Here is a 19,239-nt window from a genome sequence, read left to right as displayed (position 1 = left end):
GTACGGAAAACACCCGCGGGTGCGCCGCGGGGCGGCGGCCGCCGAGCGACCGCCGCCCCGGGTCTGGTCGTGCCGGGCCGCGGTGGATCAGGGACGGGGTTCCACCGTTACGGGCGGCCGGGTGCCGCCCACGGCCTCTGTGGGGACTACGGGTCCGATCCCCTAGCAGGAGATGGTGTTGGCGCTCGGGCAGGGGGTGCCCCAGCAGGTGGTGCCGAAGGTGATCGGGCCGGGGACCTCGGCGCCGCTGTTCTCCACGGACTGGCCCGAGCCCGGGGTCTCGAAGGTCTCGGCGTCGACGTCGAGGTTGATCTCGGGGCGGTTGCTGGCGGAAACGGCCATGGGGAATGCCTTTCTCGAAACACGGCGACCGTTTTGTCGGTAACGCCTGTTGTGAAATACACATTAGGCTCCGACCGCGCCGAGGTCTTCATTCACGCGGACCATTTTCCCCTCCTCCTTATGGACCGATCCGCGCCCTCCCATGAGGAGGGTCCCCGCACCCGGGGGGTGGGGGTCGCACAAAGGAGGAGCCCGTCCGAAGGAGGGCGGAGAATACCCGCGATCCGGGAAACGGGCCCGCTTCCACCTGCGTTTCCTCCTGTCCCGCACGACAAGGTGACCGCGGCGCGGTCACCCGTGACCAGGGCCGGTCCGCTCCGTGCCTCCGCCCCGGGGAGGAGACGCCTCGACCCGAGTCGGAAGCCCCGAATAACAGCAGAAATACGGGAAAACACCCCGGAAAAGGAAGAACCCCGGCCGCCGAGACGGCGGCCGGGGCAGGGGAGAAAAGCCCTAGAAAGCCGCGGCCTCCCGGGCCAGCCCGGTGATCCGCTCCCATTCGCCCGCCGCCACCAGGTCGGCCGGGGTCAGCCAGCTGCCGCCCACACAGCCCACGTTCGGCAGGGCGAGGTAGGCGGGGGCCGACGCGACGGTGATGCCGCCGGTCGGGCAGAACCTCACCTGGGGCAGGGGGCCGGCCAGCGACTTCAGGAACGCCGCGCCGCCCGAGGCCTCGGCCGGGAAGAACTTCATCTCCGACACCCCCCGCTCCAGCAGCGCCAGGGCCTCGGAGACGGTGCCCACGCCGGGCAGGAAGGGCAGGCCCGTGTCGGCCATGGCCGACGCCAGCCCGTCGGTGCACCCCGGACTGACCAGGAAGCGCGCTCCCGCCCTGGCGGCCGCGGCCGCCTGGTCGGGGGTGACCACGGTGCCCGCGCCGACCACGGCCTCGGGCACCTCGGCGGCGATCCGCGCGATGGCCTCCAGCGCGGCCGGGGTCCGCAGGGTCACCTCGATGCCCGGCAGGCCGCCCGCCACCAGCGCGCGGGCCAGCGGCACGGCGGACTCGGCCTCCGAGACGACCACCACCGGCATCACCGGGGCCAGGTCGAGGATGTCGGCGCCCGAACGGGGGTTCGTCGTCATGTCGTGTTCTCTCCAGGGTCGGTCGAAGGTCTGGGTGGGCGCGCCGCGGCCGCGGGGGCGCGTGGGGCGGATGTCCGCCGCACACGCCCCGGGGCCGGTCCCCCGGCGCGCCCGGGTCAGCGGGTCAACGGGTCAGGATCCGAAGACCCCGGCGCCCTTCTCTGCGGGGCCGACCGCGCCGCGCAGGGCGGCGAAGAGCTCGCGGCCGGTGCCGGTGGCGGAGTCCGCGCTGGGACGGGCGGGCTCGCGGCCGGTCAGGTCGGCCAGCACCTCCAGTGTGCCCGTGGTGGCGTCGAGGCGGATGGTGTCGCCGTCGCGGACGTAGGCCAGCGCGCCGCCCGCCTCGGCCTCGGGGGACACGTGGATGGCGGCGGGCACCTTGCCCGAGGCGCCGGACATGCGGCCGTCGGTCACCAGCGCCACCTTCTGGCCCCGGTCCTGGAGCACCGCCAGCGGCGGCGTGAGCTTGTGCAGCTCGGGCATGCCGTTGGCGCGCGGCCCCTGGAAGCGGACCACCGCGACGAAGTCGCCGGTCAGCTCCCCGGCGGCGAACGCCTGTTGGAGCTCGGCCTGGTCGCCGAAGACGCGGGCGGGGGCCTCCACCACGTGCCGCTCCGGCGCGACCGCGGAGACCTTGATGACGGCGCGGCCCAGGTTGCCCGAGAGCATGCGCAGGCCGCCGTCGGGGGCGAAGGGGTCGTCCGCGCCGCGCAGGACGGAGGTGTCGCCGCTCTCCTTGGGACCGTCGACCCAGGTCAGCTCGCCCCCGTCCAGGTTCGGGACCTGGCGGTAGCGGCCCAGGCCCTCGCCCATCAGGGTGCGCACGTCCTCGTGGAGCAGCCCGGCGTCCAGCAGGGAGCCGATCAGGTGGGCCATGCCGCCCGCCTCGTGGAACTGGTTCACGTCGGCGGCGCCGTTGGGGTACATGCGGGTGAGCAGCGGCACCACCTCGGACAGGTCGGCGAAGTCGTCCCAGGTCAGTTCGATACCGGCGGCGCGGGCGATGGCCACCAGGTGCAGGGTGTGGTTGCTGGAGCCGCCGGTGGCCAGCAGGGCGACCACGGCGTTGACGAGGGCCCGCTCGTCGATCTGGCGGCCGACGGGGTTGTAGGAGTCGCCCAGGGCGGTGCGGGCGAGCACGCTGCGCCCGGCCTCGGCGGTCAGGGCCTCGCGCAGCGGGGTGCCCGGCTGCTCGAAGCTGGCCCCGGCCAGGTGCAGGCCCATGACCTCCATGAGCATCTGGTTGGAGTTGGCGGTGCCGTAGAAGGTGCAGGTGCCGGGCGAGTGGTAGGCGGCGGACTCGGCCTGGAGCAGCTCGCGGCGGCCCACCTGGCCCTCGGCGAAGCGCTGGCGCACGCGGGCCTTGTCCTTGTTGGGCAGGCCCGAGGGCATGGGCCCGGCGGGCACGAAGGCCACCGGCAGGTGGCCGAAGGACAGGGCGCCGATCAGCAGGCCCGGCACGATCTTGTCGCACACGCCGAGCATCAGCGCGCCGTCGAACATGTCGTGGGAGAGGGCCACGGCGGTGGCCATCGCGATGACGTCCCGGCTGAACAGGGACAGCTCCATGCCCGCGCGGCCCTGCGTGATGCCGTCGCACATGGCGGGCACGCCCCCGGCGAACTGGGCGACGCCGCCCGCCTCGGCCACGGCGGCCTTGATCACGGCCGGGTAGGACTCCAGCGGCTGGTGCGCGGAGAGCATGTCGTTGTAGGCGGAGACGATCGCCAGGTTGGGCGTGACGTCGCCGGACAGCTTGAGCTTGTCCGAGACGCCGCAGGCCGCGAACCCGTGGGCGAGGTTGGCGCAGCCCAGGGCGGAGCGGGCGGGGCCCTCGGCCGCCGCCTCGTCGATCCGCGCCAGGTAGGCGGACCGGGTGTCGGCGCTGCGCTCGGCGAGGCGCCGGGTGACGTCTGCGACGACGGGGTGGACGGCGGGTCCGTGCCCTGTGGTGTCGGCGTCGTCGTTCGTGTGCGCGGTCATCGGGGTCGCTCCTCTTCGTACCACGTACGGCCTGTTCGGCCGATGAGCCGGTGCGCGCCCGCGGGGCCGGCGCTTCCGGCTGGATAGGTCTCGGGGGTGGTGCTCAGGCCGTTCCAGGCCTCGATGACGGGGTCCACCCAGCGCCAGGCGGCCTCGACCTCGTCGCGGCGCATGAAGAGGGTGGAGTCACCGGCCAGGACGTCCGTCAGCAACCGCTCGTAGGCCTCGGGCGAGCGGGTGGCGAAGGTGTCGGCGAAGCTGAGCTCCAGGGGGGCGGGCCGCAGCCGCAGCGCTCCGGCGCCGGGCGTCTTGGCCAGCATGGTCAGGTGTATGCCCTCGTCCGGCTGGAGCCGGATGACGAGGCTGCCCGCTCCGGGGAGGTTGGTGCCCGGGAAGATCGTGTGCGGCACCTCGCGGAAACGGATGACGATCTCCGAGCGGTCGTGCGACATGCGCTTGCCGGTGCGCAGGTAGAAGGGCACCCCCGCCCAGCGCCAGTTGGCGACCTCGGCGCGCAGGGCCACGAAGGTCTCGGTGTCGCTGAGGGCGGGCCCGCCGGGCTCGTCGAGGTAGCCGAGTACCTCCGATCCCTGGACGGAGCCGCGCCCGTACTGGCCGCGCACGGTGTCCTCGGCGACGCGGTCCCCGGTGAGGGGGCGCAGCGACTGGAGGACCTTGAGCTTCTCGTCGCGGACGGAGTCGCGGTCGTAGCTGGACGGGGGCTCCATGGCGGTCAGGCACAGCAGCTGGAGCAGGTGGTTCTGGACCATGTCGCGCATGGCGCCGGAGGTGTCGTAGTAGCCCCGGCGCCCGCCGACGCCGACGGTCTCGGCGGCGGTGATCTGGACGTGGTCGATCCAGCGGGAGTTCCAGAGGGGTTCGAGGAAGACGTTGGCGAACCGCAGCACCAGCAGGTTCTGCACCGTCTCCTTGCCCAGGTAGTGGTCGATGCGGTAGATCCGCGACTCGTCGAAGACCGACCCCACCGCGTCGTTGACGGCGCGGGAGGAGACCAGGTCGCGGCCCAGGGGCTTCTCCATGACCACGCGGGAGTCGGGGGTGACGAGCCCGGCGCCGCTCAGGCCGCGGCAGATCGCGCCGGAGATCATCGGCGGGACGGCGAGGTAGAAGACGCGGTCGCGGTCGGGGGCGAGGGCGGCGGTGAGGGCGTCCCAGCCCGAGGGGTCGCCGCCGACGTCCACGGTGACGTGGGAGAGGCGTTCCAGGAACCGGTGGAGCACGTCGGGCTCGGCGACCTGGACGGCGTGGTGGCCGCGGACCGCGGAGGCGGCCTTGTCCCTGAGGTCGGCGTCGGTGAGGCCGTCGCGCGAGACGGCGACGACGCGGGTCCCCCCGTCCAGGTGGCCGTCGCGGTCCAGCAGGTACAGGGAGGGGAGGAGTTTGCGCATGGACAGGTCGCCGGTACCCCCGAAGACCACCAGGTCGGTGGCACGGGACGCGGGCTGCTGCGGCATCTTCGGTCTGCTCCAGCGGAGAGGGAAGGGGATGGGGAGCGGGGGGCGGAGTGTGGCGCAGGCGGGGGGTGCGGGGAGACGGCGCGGACGCGCGGGTCGTCCGGCTCTTTGAGCCTAAGCCCGACTATGGTAAAAAACCAAGCACACTTGAGAACAATTATTTACATAACCTCCCAGCCTTGCAGTCGTAACCTCGTGGTTGAATGAGCTATGGCCAGAACCCCCGGACGCCTGTCCTCTGCTGCCACCAGCGGCCACATCCTGGACCTCATCCGCTCCGGAACCGCGACCAGCCGGTCCGAGATCGGCCGGGTCACGGGCCTGTCCCGTCCCTCCGTCGCCCTGCGGGTCACCGAACTGATCGGCGGCGGGCTCGTCACCGAGGGCTCGGGCGCTGTCTCCAGCGGTGGGCGGCCGCCCACCCTGCTGGAGTTCAACGCCGCCAGCGGCCTCATCCTCACCAGCGCCCTGGGCATGGTCCGCAGCCAGGCCGCCGTGTGCGACCTCGACGGCGAGGTCCTCGTGCGGACACCGGGCTCGCCCGCGATGGAGCAGGGCCCCGACGCCACCCTGCCCTGGCTGCTGGACACCTGGTCGGAACAGATCGCCGCGCTCGGCCGCGACCCCGGTGACGTGCGCGGCGTGGGCATCGGCCTGCCCGGCACCGTCGAGTTCCACGCGGGCCGCGCCGACGACCGCCCCTTCCTCGGCAAGTGGGCGGGCGTGGCGCTGGCCCCGCTGGTCGCCGAGCGCTTCCCGGTACCGGTGTTGGTCGACAACGACGTGAACGTGATGGCGCTCGGCGAGCACATCGCGGGCGGGCACGGGCACCCCGACGACATGGTGTTCGTGAAGGCCTCCACCGGGATCGGCGCGGGCCTGCTGTCCGGCGGACGGCTGCTGCGCGGTTCGCTGGGCGCCGCCGGGGAGATCGGGCACATCCCGGTGCGCGGCGCGGGGGGGCTCCCGTGCCGCTGCGGCAACACCGACTGCCTGGAGGCGGTCGCCGGGGGTCGGCGGCTGCTGGAGAGCGCCGCCGAGCAGGGGCGCGAGGCGCAGACGCTCAAGGACCTGGTGGCGCTGGCCTCGGGGGGCGACCCGGTGGCTGTCACCCTGGTCCGGGAGGCCGGGCGGAAACTGGGTGAGGCGCTCGCTGGGGCGGTGAACCTGCTCAACCCCGAGGTGATCGTGCTGGGCGGCGACCTGGCCGAGGCCTACGACCACCTGGTGGCCGGCGTGCGCGAGGTGGTGTTCCAGCAGTGCACCGCCCTGGCCACCCGGCAGCTGCGCGTCGTGGCCAGCTCCCTGTGGGACGACGCGGGCGTGCGCGGCTGCGCGGCCATGGTGACCGAGGAGATCCTGTCGCCGGAAGCGGTGAACAAGCTCCTGGCGGGCTGAGGGGTTCGCTGCGGGCCCGGAAGGCCCGACGCCGACCTGTGGGCTGGACGGAAAAGTCGCTGGTGTGGCGCAAGGGTTCTGACCTGCCGACGGAGGGAGCGGGGTCGGTCACCCCTTCCCCGTCCACAGACCGCGGGCGGGGAAGTTACCTCTTCGTCTGACCGGGCATCCTCGCACGGGAGGGACTTCGGCCCCTTCCGACGACCGCTCCGCCCCCGACCGAGCCGTGCCCCGCGCTCACCCGACCCACCTGCGACGACGCGTTCGTCGGCGCGCACGTGCCCCGCACCCGCACTTGACAACCGCACTCGGTGTGTCGAATAGTCACCGAGCACCGCCCCCGCCCCGCACACCTCCGTCACCCCCGTGGCCGCGCCCGTGCGGACCCCCGCCCGGAAAGGTCCCCGCCGTGCTCCTAGAGAACCCCCTCGTACTGATCCTGTTGGGTGCCGGAATCAGCCTGGTCACCAGCGTCGTCGTCACCGCCGTCCAGGCCCGCCTGGTCAGGCGCGACGGAATCCGCATCTCCTCCCGCGCCTCCGCGCGCACCCTCACCAGCGCCTTCATCGCCGAACGCGACTCGGTCGACGGCGGCGAGAGCTTCCTCGCAGAGGCGGAGCTGACCGTCATGTCCATGACCGACCGCAAGACGCGGGACCGGCTGCGCGACGTCATCCGCCTGCTGCGCGAACGGTCCCTGCCGGAGGTCGAGGAGCTCAGCGGGGTCAGGTCCGAGCGGTCCCGCCAGCTGCTGTGCGACCACGCCCTGGAGGTGCTCGGCGCGCACCTGCGTTCCGAGAAGCTGCCCGAGGTGCCCGCCCCGGTCCGCAAGATGCTGTCCGTGGAGGAGGAGGCGCTGAGCATCCACTCCGGCGAGACGCCGCGCCCCGCCGAGCCCATCGCCAAGAGCGCGGTCACCCCGCGCCCCCGGCACACCGGCGCCAAGCCCGCGGCCCCGGCCCGCAAGCCCGCCAAGAGCGCGGCCAAGACCCCCGCCAAGCCCGCGGCGAAGGGCGGGCGCTCCTCCTCCGCGTCCACGGAGGAGCCCGCCAAGGAGAGCGCCTTCTGGGACGACTGACCTGAACCCGCAGCCCCGCCGACCGCCCGCTGTCCCCGTCCGGGGGCGCGGGCGGTCCGCGTCCGCCCCCTTCGGGGCCGGACAGAGGCGTTTCAAGCGGACACGCCGGGGAAAGCCGGGCGGACGGACTCCAGGAGACGACCACGGGGGCTGAGGAATCGTGCGGCGCAATTGCGGTCGGGCCTCCCGCCCAGAGACAACCCGCGCGCGCGGACGGGAAGAACTTGACCTAGGATCTCAGCCACGCACGCGTTTTCCGTGCCGTTGGCCGCACCCGCTTCCCGGTGCTGCCTGTGCCCCGTGGGCCGTCCCCGAATCCCCAGGAGGCCCCGGACCCGGTGACCGCCCGCCGCTGACGTTCCGCGCGCTCCCCGCCCTCCCCCGAACGCGGACGCGTGTCCCTCCGGCCCGGCGTCCGACCGTTGGCACGTCCCGCCGTCCGAACTCACCGAGATTGCACGATGCCCGCTGACGAGAAGCCCTCTGCCTCCGGCAAGGACCACACACCAGACGACACCGAGGCCGACCCAACGCCCCGCTCCGGGTCCGCGAACACCGGCGACGACGCGGCCGGCGGGGACACCGCCACGCCCGGAACCGGTGCTGACGGGACCGACCGGGCACACGAGCCGGACGAGACCGACGAAACTGAGGAGACCGAAGAGACGGAGGGGGCCGGAAGGGCTGAGGAGGCGGAGGAGACCGGAAAGGTCGAAGAGGCCGCCGAAACCGGTGTGACCTCCGACACCGGTGACACCCAGGAGGCCGAAGAGCCTGGCGGTGCCGACGAGGCCGCCGAGGCTGGTGACGCTCAAAAGCTCACCAGCGCCCAAGGGGCCTCCGAGGTCGAGGAGGCCGCTGGGGGCGAGAAGGCCGCTGGGGCCCATGCCTCAGCAGAGACCGCCGGGACCGCGGAGCCCGAAGAGACCGCCGGAGCCGATTCCACCGCCGCGTCCACGGGGACTGTCGAGGCCGCCGGGACCGCCGGAGCCGCCCCGGGCGCGGACACCGCGGCCGCCGCCGATCCTCCCGTCCGCACGAAGCGGCGCCGGACCGGCAGGATCCTGGTGTGGGTCGCCGCGAGCCTGGTCCTCGTCCTGGCCGCCGGGGTCGGCACCGCCTACGGCTACTACCGCTCGCTGCGCTCGGACATGGTCCAGTACGACATCGACGAGCTGCTCAAGGAGGAGGACCGGCCCGAGAGGATCAACGACTCCGTCAACATCCTCTTCATGGGCACCGACGGCTACGAGGAGGGCAGCACCGCCTACTCGACCGAGTTCGAGGGCGAGCGTTCGGACTCGGTCATGCTGGCGCACATCTCGCCTGAGAACCGGGTGTCGGTGATCAGCTTCCCCCGCGACTCCCTGGTGGCCCTGCCCGAGTGCGACCCCTACGGCGACACCGAGGGCACGTCCGGCTACTTCGGCATGATCAACGCCGCGATGTACCACGGCGGCCCGCCCTGCGTGGTCCGCACCATCGAGTCGCTCAGCGACGTCCGCATCGACCACTTCGTGCACCTCAGCTTCATGAGCTTCCGGGACGTGGTGGACGCCATCGGCGGCGTGGACATGTGCATCCCCGAGCCGATGGAGGACAGCCGCTCCAAGCTCGACCTCGACGCGGGCCAGCAGACCCTCGACGGCGACGAGGCCCTGTCGTTCGTCCGGGCCCGCTACGAGATCGGCGACGGCGGCGACATCGGCCGCATCGACCGCCAGCAGATGTTCCTCGCGGCTCTGGCCGAGCAGGTGACCAGCAACGACGTGATCACCGACCCGGGCAGGCTCAACGCCGTCCTGCGCGCGGTGGCCGAGCACAGCGCCACCGACAGCGCCCTCACGTTCGACCGGATGCTGTCGATCGCCGTGACCCTGGCGGACGTGGAGCTGACCGACATCGAGTTCCACACCGTGCCCTGGTACCAGGCGCCCTCCAACCCCAACCGGGTCCTGTGGTACGAGGACCAGGCCGAGGAGCTGTTCACCGCAGTGCGCGAGGACCGGCCCCTGCCCCTCACGATGGCCGACGAGGCCGCCGCTCCCCAGGACCCGCCCGGCGCCTCGCCCTCGCCGGTGGACGAGGACGTCGCGGACGCCTCCCCGGAGGACGACCCGGCCCGTCCGGGCGTGGGACGCGACGCCACCTCCAACCCGTGCTCCGACGGCCTGGGCTACGGCACCGGGGACGAGATGGAGTAGGGCCCCGAGGAAGCCCCCGAGACCCCTGAAGCCTTCTGGGGTTTCCGGGGCTTCCTGGGCCCTCTGTGGCTTTCTGGGATCTTCTCGTGCCTTCCGGAACACCGAGGGGCCCCGGGGCCGGTACGACCTCTCCGTACCGGCCCCGGGGCCCCTTCCGTGTTCCCGGGCACTCCGGGCACGAGGAACCGCGGTTCCGGTCCCCCCGGTCCGGAACCGCGGTCGGGCCTCGGGCGGCGGAGACTCCTCCCCCCGCCGGTACGCGCCTGGAACCCCCACAGTTCCGTTCGGCGCCCCTCAGCGGAGGTGGTCCCGCTCACCGCCCGAGGCTCGTGCGTCCGCCACGACCGGCGGGCGCACGTTCCAGGGAGGTCAGGCGATGCTGTCGGGCAGCAGGTTCAGCTGGCTGGTGTCCACCGCGGGCTGGCCCAGGTCGGGCATACCGTCCACGCCCACCAGGTCGTTGCCCACGAAGTCACCGGAGGGGTCGAGCTGCGTCGTGCGGACGGCGTCGACGGCGAGATCGGTGACGTCCGAGACCTCGGGAGCGGCGGCCATGGGCAGGGTGCCCTCGGGCACGGGCAGCAGGTCGGCCGAGGCGTCGGAGACGGTCTCGGGCAGCGAGGAGGCGCTCGCGGACATGGGCAGCGTCACGTCGTCGGACAGCACCAGGTCGGAGACCAGGTCGGCGGTGCCGCCGGTCAGGTCGGTGTTCTGGCCGTTGATGGGGCCGGTGGGGGTGTCCGCGGCGGCCAGGGGCAGGGTGTCCCCGGACGCGGGCAGGGTGGCGTCGAGGCCGTTCAGGTCGCCGCCGACCTCGTGCGTGCCCCGCTCGACCGACGAGCCCAGCTGGTTGATGCCGGTGCCGACCGTCTCCCTGGTGTCCTGGAGGGACAGGGACGACTCCGGGTGCGACAGCGGCAGGGTGCCACCGCCCGCGCCGCCACCCGTGCCGCCGAGCAGGCCACCCAGGATGCCCGAACCGCCCAGCAGACCGGACAGCGGGTCACCCGACACCGGCCCCGAGGCCAGCGGCTCCGCGGAGGCGTGCGACAACGGCAGCGTGCTGCCGCCGGTGTCCAGGCCCACGCCTTCGAGCAGGTTGGTCCCGCCGAGCAGGGTGGACAGCGGGTCACCCGACACCGGGGCCGAGGCCAGCGGCTCCGTGGAGGCGTGGCTCAGCGGCAGCGTGCCACCGCCCGCGCCGCCACCCGTGCCGCCGAGCAGACCGCCCAGGATGCCCGAACCGCCCAGCAGACCGGACAGCGGGTCGCCCGACACCGGGCTCGCGGTACCCGACAGGGGCAGCGTCTCGCTGACGGTGTTCAGGTCCAGCGGTCCGACGTTGGTGGCGTTCTCCTCCCCCGTCCGGATCGGGGTGTCGGTGGAGACGGCGTTCCCGGCGACCGGGCCGAGGGGCTGCTCCGGGGCGGACTGGCGCCGCACGTCGGGCTGGGCGGAGATCTGGCCGGGCTCGACCTTGACCAGCTCGCCCAGGGGCGTGGAGACGCCCTCCGTGAGCGGTGCCGGGACCTGGCTGCCCAGGTCGTTCAGCGCGAGCCCGTCCGTGGCGCCGCCGAGGGCGTCAGCCCCGGCGATCCCGGCGCCGAGGGCGACGAAACCCGCGGTGCTGGCGGCCACCAGCAGGGTCTTGGCAGAGGTGCGGGCGGTGTTGAACATGTCGTGTGTCCTTCCGGAGTGTGGTCTCTGGCTCTCGCGTGGACGGCGTTCGGGTGCGCTTCCCGCCGTCCGACGGCTCCGCTCCCCTGGCCGGGAGGAGGGTGCCGTTCGGGTCCGGGCTTTCCGGTGGGAGAGCCCGCCGCGCCTGGAGGGAGCGGTGCGGCTCTACCGGTCATCAGTCGTGGATCTGGCTGGCCACTGACTGACGTGAACCTCGCCGTCGGGGTGCGCGGCTCACGTCAATCCCCAGAGGAGTCCGGTTCCTCACCGAACGTGATCGTCCGCGGGCGTTCCGGGTCTGGGAAGGGGCGTGCCAGGAAGGGTCGCTGGGCGACCGGAGGGAGGAAGGCCCCTAGTCGGGCGAGAAGGTCGGCTCGTCCGCGGACTCGGCGGGAACCGCGAGCAGGACGTGCCGGGCGGCCTGGAGCTGGCCGGGTGCCGACGCCGGGGCGCCGGTGGTGGTCAGGTAGCCCGCGACGGCGGGGACGCCGCCGGGGGCGCCCTGGGCGGAACCCGAACTGGATCCGTTCAGCCCGGAGGGCGTGGCGACGGGGTCGGAGACCAGCCGCGCGGGGGAGTTCTCCGCGTCCGGGTCGGCGTGGCGCTGAACGGCGCCCGCGCTGACCTCAGCGGCGGTCGGGACGAAGTGCGTGACGGTGTCGGCCGGGGCGGACGGCACCGCGGCACCGCTCTCGGCTCCGGTCCGCCCGTCCGTGTCGGCCGGGGCCCGGGACGGGTCCTCTGCCCGCGGCTCCGCGTCGGAGGCGTCGTCCTCGTCGAGGTACTCCTCGACGGGCTCGGTCACCCCGTGCACGGTGTCGCGGATCTGGCGGGCCACCTCGGGGGCCTCGGGCACGTTGCCGCGGGAGACCCCGGCGGATCCGTCGAAGACCATCCGCGTGGTGTTCTCCCCGACCGCGGACACGGCGCCGACCAGCGGGTCGTTGATCCTGGCGGCCATCGGGACGGAGGTCCCGGCGTCCGCGGGCGCGGCGTCCGGGCGGTCCCCGGAGTCGGGGCGGCCCGTGTCCGTCCGCGCGGCGTCGGCCTGCCCGGAACCGTTCCGGCCCGAGCCGTTCGGAACCGAACCGTCCTGGCCCGATCCGTCGTGACCGTGAGCGGCCCTCGTCGCCTCCGGCCGGTTGGCGACCGCCTGCGCCGCGGGAGCATGCACGGCTCCGGCGACGGACGCGGTCTGGTGGGTCAGGGGAGCGGTCTCCCCCTCCTCCTGCGCCCGCACGGGGTCGGAGGCCGTCAGCCACACGGTGACCAGGAATCCGGAGACGAGGGCTGCGAGCAGCAGCGCCCGCCGCATCGGCGCGAGGAGCACGGCGAAACGGGCGCCGGGGGCGCTCGTGAGACCGTGGACTCCAGACACCGGGGGTTCCTCTCTCCACCGTGGGGCGCGGACCGACACGCGGGGGGCGTTCGGGGCCGGTGGCTCCGCACTGGGCGGCGCGTTCCAGCCGTGGGACGGGAGGTCACAAGGGCCTCCTCGCGTCCGCTGATCGCGACGTTAGCATGAATTAGACGACCGGAACCCCGAATCCACAGGAATTCCCGCCCATCCGGAACCGGCCCCTGAACAGCAAGATGTGGCAAACCGGGGAAAAACCAACGACAATTCAACTATTACGCCCGAGGGAAACGCGCATTGCCACAACGCCGACCGGCTCTGCGGAGGTTGACAGACACATGACTGAGATCCCCCAGAGCTCCTCCCTGTCCCCCGACAGCGTGGACGAACTGCTGAACGAGGTGCACTCACTGGACTCGCGCATGTCCGCGCACGGCCGGGTGCAGTCGCTGCTCCAGGCCGTCCTGGCCATCGGCGGCGACCTCGACCTGGCGACCGTGCTGCGCAGACTGACCGAGGCGGCGGCGCAGCTGACCGGCGCCCGGTACGCGGGCCTGGGCGTGATGGACGAGGACGGGGGCTTCAGCGAGTTCATCCCCGTGGGCATGAGCGAGGAGCAGGCCCGACGCATCAGCAGGTTCCCCCACGGCAAGGGCGTCCTGGGCGTGCCCCTGAACGAGCGCGCGTCGCTGCGCCTGGCCGACCTGCGCGAGCACCCCGACTTCGAGGGCTTCCCCGAGGGCCATCCGCACATGGGCAGTTTCCTCGGCGTCCCCATCCAGGTGCGCGACGAGGTCTTCGGCAACCTCTACCTCACCGAGAAGGCCAGGGGCGCGGAGTTCGACGAGGACGACGAGGCGGTGGTGACCGCGCTGGCCACCGCCGCCGGCGTGGCCATCGAGAACGCGCGCCTGTACGAGGAGGCGCGGCTGCGCGAGCGGTGGCTGGCCGCGTCCACCGAGGTCACCACCCGCCTGCTGTCGGGCGCCGACACCTCCGAGGTGCTCGCCCACATGGCCGCGCAGGCCCGGGAGATCGGCGGCGCGGACACGGCCGTGATCATGCTCCCCGACTCCCGCGCCCGGGGACACCTGTTCGCGGAGATCGCGGACGGGCCCATCGCCCAGGAGATCCTGGGGACGCCGGTGGAGATCCACGACTCCGCGTGCGGGTGGGTGTACGAGTCGGGAGAGGCCCTGAGCGTCCCCGACCTGAGCCGGGCGAACTGCCCCATGCTCGCCCACCGCGGCTACGATTCGGGCCTGGTGGTGCCCCTGGGCACCCCGGGGAACACGCGCGGGGTGCTGCTCCTGGGCAAGCTGTCCGACCGTGCCCCGTTCACCGCGGCGGTACGCCGCATGCTGCACGGGTTCTCGGTGCAGGCCGCGGTGGCCCTCGAACTGGCCGAGGCGCGGCGCGACACCGAGCGCCTGGCGGTGCTGGAGGAACGCGACCGGATCGCCAAGGACCTGCACGACGTGGTGATCCAGCGCCTGTTCGCCTCGGCGATGACGCTGATGAGCACGATGCGGCTGATCACCTCGCCCGAGGCCGAGGAGCGGGTGCAGCGGACCATCGACGAGCTCGACGGCACCATCCGTGAGATCCGCTCGACGATCTTCGCGCTCCAGAACCCGCCGAGCCGCAGGGACACGTCACTGCGCGGGCGCATCCTGGAGCTGGCCGAGAACACCGCGCACAGCCTGGGGTGCCATCCCGGGGTGAGCCTGGACGGGCCGATCGACGCGTCCGTGCCCGACGACATCGGCGAGCAGCTGCTCGCGGTGCTCGGCGAGGGGCTGACCAACGTGGCGCGGCACGCGCGCGCGACGGAGGTGCACGTGTCGGTGGCGGTGGAGGAGACCGCGGTCACCGGGCGTCCGACCACCCTGGCCCTGACGGTGACCGACAACGGCGTGGGCCTGCCCGAGCAGGGGCGGCGCAGCGGTCTGCGCAACCTGGAGCAGCGGGCCCAGGCGCTGGGCGGCGGTTTCACCGCGCGCGGGAGCGAGGACGGGGGCACGGTGCTGGTGTGGCGGGTGCCCCTGCGCGACGACGCCGTACCGCCTCCGGACAGCTTCTGAGAGGACTGGGAACGCGGTTCCGGAGACCTCTCCGGAGCCCGGAGAAGCCTCCGTGCGGTTCCGGAGTCCTCTGGACAGTCGCGGGTCCCGCACGCGTCCGCTGGGGCTCGCGGGGCTGATCGGAGCCGCGCGGAACCGACAGGACCCACCGCGACAGGGGTGACAGACGACGCGACCGGAGCCGCTGGGGCCCGTGGGACTGCTGGAGCCGTCAGGGCTGGCGGGACCCCCGTGGCCGACCCGGCTGCCCGTCCGCTGAGGCGGACCGGGCAGCCGGGGTCAGTAGCGGCGGCCGCGCAGTTCGGCGACGAGCACGGCGGCCTGCGTGCGGCGCTTGAGGTCCAGCTTGGACAGCAGTGCGGACACGTAGTTCTTGACGGTCTTCTCCGCCAGGTACAGGCGCTCGCCGATCTGCCGGTTGGTCATCCCCTCGCCGATGAGGTCGAGGATCTGCCGCTCCTGCGGGGTCAGCTCGGCCAGCGGGTCCGGCTCGGCCTGGGCTCCGCGCAGCCGCTCCAGCATCGCGCCGGTGCTGCCCGAGTCCAGCAGCGAGCCGCCCGAGGCCACCGTGCGCACCGCCCCGACCAGGTCGGCGCCGTGGATCTGCTTGAGCACGTACCCGGCCGCTCCGGCCATGACGGCGTCGTACAGGGCGTCCTCGTCGGCGAACGAGGTCAGCATCAGGCAGGCGATCTCGGGGTGGTCCGAGCGGATCTCCCGGCACACCTGCACGCCCGACCCGCCCGGCAGCCGCACGTCCAGGACCGCGACGTCGGGCAGCACCACGGGGATCCGCGACAACGCCTGTTCGGCCGTCCCGGCCTCGCCGACGACGGTCATGTCGTCCTCGGTCTCCAGCAGGGCGGCCACGCCCCGGCGGACCACCTCGTGGTCGTCCACCAGGAACACCCTGATCCGCTTGCGAACGCCCTCGGCTCCACCACCCGGCATCGGCCCATCCTCATCCCTGCGTCACCGCGATCAGACACCGCTCCGATGAAGACGGTAATACGTGCGAAGGCCCGCGCGCGGGCCCTTAGGCACCGAACTCCTCGGACGAAGGTCCTACAAACGGACAATTCTCCTCATCCGTGGAACAAAGCGCCTGATAGCAGCGGGTGTGCGTGCGGCTCCCACAAGCCACGAAACACATCAGAATTCACGGCCTCCGGTCCGCCCAGGGCCGGGCGAGCTCGAACGCGCGGCAGGCCGCCAGCACGCGGGCGTCGGCGTGCCTGGGCCCGACCACCTGGAGGCCCACCGGCAGCCCCGCCGCGGTGAACCCGCACGGCACGCTCGCCGCGGGCTGCTGGGTCATGTTGAACGGGTAGCTGAACCCCGCCCACGAGGTCCAGCGCTCCCCCGCCAGCCGCGGCGGCGACTCCAGCCCCGCCTCGAAGGCCGCGATCGGCATCGACGGGGTGAGCAGCAGGTCGTAGGCGCTGTGGAAGCCGCCCATCCGGGCGCCCATCTCCATCCGCAGCGCCATCGCGGTCAGGTAGTCCTGCGCCGAGTAGGTCAGCCCCTCCTCCACGATCTCCCGCAGGCCGGGGTCGAGCAGGTCCCGCTGGCGGTCCGTGAGCCGGTCCGTGGCCTTGGCCGCACCGGAGTACCACAGCACGTGGAACTCCTCCCGGGAGTCGGGCAGTCCGGGGTCGGCCTCCTCCACCCGGGCGCCCAGGGCCTCGAACACGGCCACCGCGTCGGCGACCGCCGCGGCCACCTCCGGGTCCACGTCCAGACCGCCCAGGGTGGGGCTGTAGGCGATCCGCATGCCCCGCACCAGGCGTTCGGCGTCGGTGCGCAGGCGCACGTCGCCGAGGCCGGGCGCGGGCGACGCCAGCGCGGCCCAGTCGCGCGCGTCGGGCTGGGCCATGACCTCCAGCATCAGCGCCATGTCACCCACCGTGCGGGCCAGCGGCCCGGTGTGCGCGAGCGACCCGAAGGGGCTGGCCGGGTAGTGCGGCACCAGGCCCCACGTGGGCTTGATCCCGCAGACACCGGTGAAGCTGGCCGGGATGCGGATCGAGCCGCCCCCGTCGGTGCCGGTGGACAGCGGGGCCATCCCGGCCGCGACGGCCGCCGCGGATCCGCCGCTGGAGCCGCCCGGCGTGGTGGACAGGTCCCACGGGTTGCGGGTGACGCCGGTGAGCGGGCCGTCGGTGACGCCCTTCCACGCCAGCTCGGGCGTGGTCGTCTTGCCGACGAACACCGCGCCGCTCTCCCGCAGTCGGGCCACCGACGGCGAGTCCTCCTCCCACGGCCCCTCCTGGGAGCTGGTGACCGACCCCTTGAGGGTGGGCCACCCCCGGGTGAGGTGGACGTCCTTGACCGAGACCGGCACCCCGTCCAGGGCCCCGGAGGGCTCGCCGCGCCGCCACCGCTCGGCGGAGGCGCGGGCGGCCTCGCGGGCCTCCTCCGGGCGCACCAGGCAGAACGCGTTGAGCGCCGGGTTGTCCCGCTCGATGCGCTCCAGGACGGAGTCGACGGCCTCCACCGGGGACAGCTCCCCGGCGGCGTAGGCCGCGAGCAGCCGCTCGGCGGACAGGTCGGCCGGTACGGAGGGCCCGCCGGAGCGCGCCTGCGGAACCGCGGTCGCCCCCGGGGCGTCCTCGGCCGTGCCGACGTCCGCGCTCGCGTCCTCGGTCCCGGCCCGGTCGGAACGGATCGTCACTTCAGCCTCCCGTGTCACGCCATCAGGGGTCAGCCGGGCACGTAGCCGCGGCTCTTGTCGACCACGTTGAGCAGTTCCCGCCCGTCCAGGTAACGGGCGAGGTTGTCGAGGAACAGGTCCATGAGGTCACCGCGCCAGCCGACGACGTCGCCGGACATGTGCGGTGAGACCACCGCCCCGGGCAGCCCCCACAGCGGGGAGACCGCCTTGAGGGGCTCGTCCTCGAACACGTCCAGTGCGGCGCCCGCGATGAGGCGGTGCTCCAGGGCCGCGGCCAGGTCGGCCTCGACCACGATGGGTCCGCGCGCCACGTTGACCAGCCGCGCGGTGGGTTTCATCAGTCCCAGGAAGCGGCGGTCGACCAGCCCCCGGGTGGCGTCGGTGAGCGGGGCGGCGATCACCACGTAGTCCGCCTCGGGGAGTTCGCCGGCCAGGGTCGGGGCGCCGTCGGCGCCGCGTTCGGCCAGGGTGGACTCGACCACGGTGCCGAAGTCGGGGTCGCCGCCGCGCGCGCGGCTGCCGGAGGCGCGCACGCGCATGCCCACGGCCGTCAGCTTGCGGGCGATGTGGCGGCCGATCGGCCCGGTCCCGACCACGAGGACCCGCCTGCCGGACACGCGCTCGGTCTCCCGGTGCTCCCAGCGGCGCTCGCGCTGGTGCTCCCAGGTCTGCTGGAAGCCCTTGGCGAAGGCGACGACCTGGCCGAGCACGTACTCGGCGATGGGCTCGTCGAAGACCCCGCGCGAGTTGGTGACCACGGCGGGGCTCTCCACCAGGCCGGGGAACATGAGGTTGTCCACCCCGGCGGTGGCGGCGTGCACCCAGGCAGGGGAGCCGGTCCCGGGCCAGGCGGAGGCCAGCGCCTCGGTGAACAGGTCCCACACCAGGAGCGCGTGCGTCCCGGGCAGCCTGGCGGGGAGTTCGTCGGCGGTGGCGTAGACGACCTCCCCGAGCCGGGGATGGTCGTCCATCCGCTCGCGGCCGGGCGGGAGTTCGTCGCCGTGGAGGACGAGGAGTCTCGGGCGGTCGGGCGGGGTGAGGCTGTTCACGGGCGTGCACTCTCCGGTTGGCGACGGTGGTTCAGAGAGGTCGTCGGGGACGGATCGCCCTGCACGGGAAACGCTAGGGAGCCGACATAGGATTGTCAACAATCCACAAATCGACTGTTTCCCCTGAAACCAGCACCTCTCACACCACCTCTGACCTGCCCGGGATACCCACTCGCATCGGGGTTATTGCCGCATCCGGGTTGTGGACCCTAGGATTGTCAACAATCAACAGCCCCGGCGCCGGGGATGTTCCCGCAGGTCCCGCCACCCGACGTCGAAGGGACTACCCATTGCCCCGGTACATGACCATCACCCTGCCCAGGCGCGGGGTCTCCTGCGTCGCCGAACTCCTGGACAAGGACGCGCCCCGCACCTGTGAGGCGGTCTGGAACGCCCTGCCGCAGGGCGACGCGGTCCAGCACGCCAAGTACGCGCGCAACGAGGTCTACACGATGGTGCCGCGGTTCGCCGAGGCCGAGCCCGGCCAGGAGAACCCCACCGTCACCCCGATCCCCGGCGACGTCGTCTACTTCTCCTTCGACGGGGGCATGCTCGACCGCGCCTTCAAGGAGGACAAGGGGATCGGCCACCTGCCCGGCGTCATCGACCTCGCCCTCTTCTACGGGCGCAACAACCTGCTCCTCAACGGCGACGTCGGCTGGGTCCCCGGCAACGTGTTCGCCACCGTCGTCGAGAACCTGCCCGCCATGGCCGAGGCCTGCGACGACGTCTGGCGCTCGGGCAGCGTCGGCGAGCGCCTGGTGTACGAGCGCCTGGAGCGCTGACCGGCTCGCAGGCCCCAGCGTCCGCGTCCACGGTCGGCCCTCGGGCC

Annotated in this window: 14 protein-coding genes; 5 read left to right on the top strand and 9 right to left on the bottom strand. The window is 73.0% G+C overall.

Annotation, left to right across the window (positions count from 1 at the left end; all coding sequences use genetic code 11):
• Positions 1-162 precede the first annotated feature (162 nt).
• The 4 genes from FYW99_RS06090 to zwf form a co-directional block, all read right to left on the bottom strand.
• Complete coding sequence (locus FYW99_RS06090) at positions 163-342, bottom strand: hypothetical protein (RefSeq protein WP_061082140.1); 180 nt, start codon at positions 340-342, stop codon at positions 163-165.
• Positions 343-795: 453 nt separating this feature from the next.
• Complete coding sequence (gene eda, locus FYW99_RS06085; protein ID WP_017562791.1) at positions 796-1,428, bottom strand: bifunctional 4-hydroxy-2-oxoglutarate aldolase/2-dehydro-3-deoxy-phosphogluconate aldolase; 633 nt, start codon at positions 1,426-1,428, stop codon at positions 796-798.
• A gap of 132 nt (positions 1,429-1,560) precedes the next feature.
• Entirely contained in the window at positions 1,561-3,411 is a 1,851-nt protein-coding gene (gene edd, locus FYW99_RS06080) for a phosphogluconate dehydratase (RefSeq protein WP_150250982.1), read from the bottom strand.
• Entirely contained in the window at positions 3,408-4,886 is a 1,479-nt protein-coding gene (gene zwf, locus FYW99_RS06075; protein WP_150250981.1) for a glucose-6-phosphate dehydrogenase, read from the bottom strand. The genes edd and zwf overlap by 4 nt, the downstream gene beginning before the upstream one ends.
• A 210-nt stretch (positions 4,887-5,096) precedes the next feature.
• On the opposite strand from zwf, the gene FYW99_RS06070 reads away from it, so the two are divergent.
• The 3 genes from FYW99_RS06070 (at position 5,097) to FYW99_RS06060 (ending at position 9,566) form a co-directional block, all read left to right on the top strand.
• Positions 5,097-6,284, top strand: a complete 1,188-nt coding sequence (locus FYW99_RS06070) for an ROK family protein (RefSeq protein WP_150250980.1) — start codon at positions 5,097-5,099, stop codon at positions 6,282-6,284.
• A 409-nt stretch (positions 6,285-6,693) separates the two neighbouring features.
• The gene (locus tag FYW99_RS06065; RefSeq protein WP_150250979.1) at positions 6,694-7,362 is read left to right on the top strand and encodes a hypothetical protein; all 669 of its coding nucleotides are present in this window, start codon (positions 6,694-6,696) and stop codon (positions 7,360-7,362) included.
• Positions 7,363-7,823: 461 nt separating this feature from the next.
• Positions 7,824-9,566, top strand: coding sequence for an LCP family protein (locus FYW99_RS06060; protein ID WP_150250978.1), 1,743 nt, complete (start codon positions 7,824-7,826; stop codon positions 9,564-9,566).
• A gap of 369 nt (positions 9,567-9,935) precedes the next feature.
• On the opposite strand, the gene FYW99_RS06055 is transcribed toward FYW99_RS06060, so the two are convergent.
• Entirely contained in the window at positions 9,936-11,243 is a 1,308-nt protein-coding gene (locus tag FYW99_RS06055) for a hypothetical protein (RefSeq protein ID WP_150250977.1), read from the bottom strand.
• A 352-nt stretch (positions 11,244-11,595) separates the two neighbouring features.
• Entirely contained in the window at positions 11,596-12,621 is a 1,026-nt protein-coding gene (locus FYW99_RS06050) for a hypothetical protein (RefSeq protein WP_150250976.1), read from the bottom strand.
• A 317-nt stretch (positions 12,622-12,938) separates the two neighbouring features.
• On the opposite strand from FYW99_RS06050, the gene FYW99_RS06045 reads away from it, so the two are divergent.
• Positions 12,939-14,684 (top strand): sensor histidine kinase, encoded by a 1,746-nt coding sequence (locus FYW99_RS06045; protein WP_150250975.1) that lies wholly within the window; start codon positions 12,939-12,941, stop codon positions 14,682-14,684.
• A 279-nt stretch (positions 14,685-14,963) separates the two neighbouring features.
• Here FYW99_RS06045 and FYW99_RS06040 read toward each other — a convergent pair whose 3' ends face one another.
• The 3 genes from FYW99_RS06040 to FYW99_RS06030 form a co-directional block, all read right to left on the bottom strand.
• Entirely contained in the window at positions 14,964-15,635 is a 672-nt protein-coding gene (locus FYW99_RS06040) for a response regulator (RefSeq protein ID WP_013155741.1), read from the bottom strand.
• A gap of 208 nt (positions 15,636-15,843) precedes the next feature.
• A complete protein-coding gene (locus FYW99_RS06035) occupies positions 15,844-17,358 on the bottom strand; it encodes an amidase (RefSeq protein ID WP_150250974.1) in 1,515 nt (504 codons plus the stop codon).
• 29 nt (positions 17,359-17,387) lie between these two features.
• Positions 17,388-18,407: a D-2-hydroxyacid dehydrogenase gene (locus FYW99_RS06030; RefSeq protein ID WP_150250973.1), complete on the bottom strand. Its 1,020-nt coding sequence runs from the start codon at positions 18,405-18,407 to the stop codon at positions 17,388-17,390.
• Between the two features lie 302 nt (positions 18,408-18,709).
• Here FYW99_RS06030 and FYW99_RS06025 point away from each other — a divergent pair, with 302 nt between their 5' ends.
• A complete protein-coding gene (locus tag FYW99_RS06025) occupies positions 18,710-19,192 on the top strand; it encodes a DUF3830 family protein (RefSeq protein WP_150250972.1) in 483 nt (160 codons plus the stop codon).
• Positions 19,193-19,239 lie beyond the last annotated feature (47 nt).

Origin of the sequence: Nocardiopsis deserti (assembly GCF_008638355.1) — a bacterium.
Lineage (GTDB): Bacteria > Actinomycetota > Actinomycetes > Streptosporangiales > Streptosporangiaceae > Nocardiopsis > Nocardiopsis alborubida.
Note: the sequence above shows the minus strand (reverse complement) of the source record. Positions and strands in the feature narration are given on the sequence as shown.

What these genes read in the sequence shown, in the direction of transcription:
- FYW99_RS06090 (WP_061082140.1), bottom strand. Translation starts at nt 342, where the DNA reads ATGGCCGTTTCCGCCAGCAACCGCCCCGAGATCAACCTCGACGTCGAC.
- FYW99_RS06045 (WP_150250975.1), top strand. Translation starts at nt 12,939, where the DNA reads ATGACTGAGATCCCCCAGAGCTCCTCCCTGTCCCCCGACAGCGTGGAC.
- edd (WP_150250982.1), bottom strand. Translation starts at nt 3,411, where the DNA reads ATGACCGCGCACACGAACGACGACGCCGACACCACAGGGCACGGACCC.
- FYW99_RS06070 (WP_150250980.1), top strand. Translation starts at nt 5,097, where the DNA reads ATGGCCAGAACCCCCGGACGCCTGTCCTCTGCTGCCACCAGCGGCCAC.
- FYW99_RS06040 (WP_013155741.1), bottom strand. Translation starts at nt 15,635, where the DNA reads ATGCCGGGTGGTGGAGCCGAGGGCGTTCGCAAGCGGATCAGGGTGTTC.
- zwf (WP_150250981.1), bottom strand. Translation starts at nt 4,886, where the DNA reads ATGCCGCAGCAGCCCGCGTCCCGTGCCACCGACCTGGTGGTCTTCGGG.
- eda (WP_017562791.1), bottom strand. Translation starts at nt 1,428, where the DNA reads ATGACGACGAACCCCCGTTCGGGCGCCGACATCCTCGACCTGGCCCCG.
- FYW99_RS06055 (WP_150250977.1), bottom strand. Translation starts at nt 11,243, where the DNA reads ATGTTCAACACCGCCCGCACCTCTGCCAAGACCCTGCTGGTGGCCGCC.
- FYW99_RS06060 (WP_150250978.1), top strand. Translation starts at nt 7,824, where the DNA reads ATGCCCGCTGACGAGAAGCCCTCTGCCTCCGGCAAGGACCACACACCA.
- FYW99_RS06025 (WP_150250972.1), top strand. Translation starts at nt 18,710, where the DNA reads ATGACCATCACCCTGCCCAGGCGCGGGGTCTCCTGCGTCGCCGAACTC.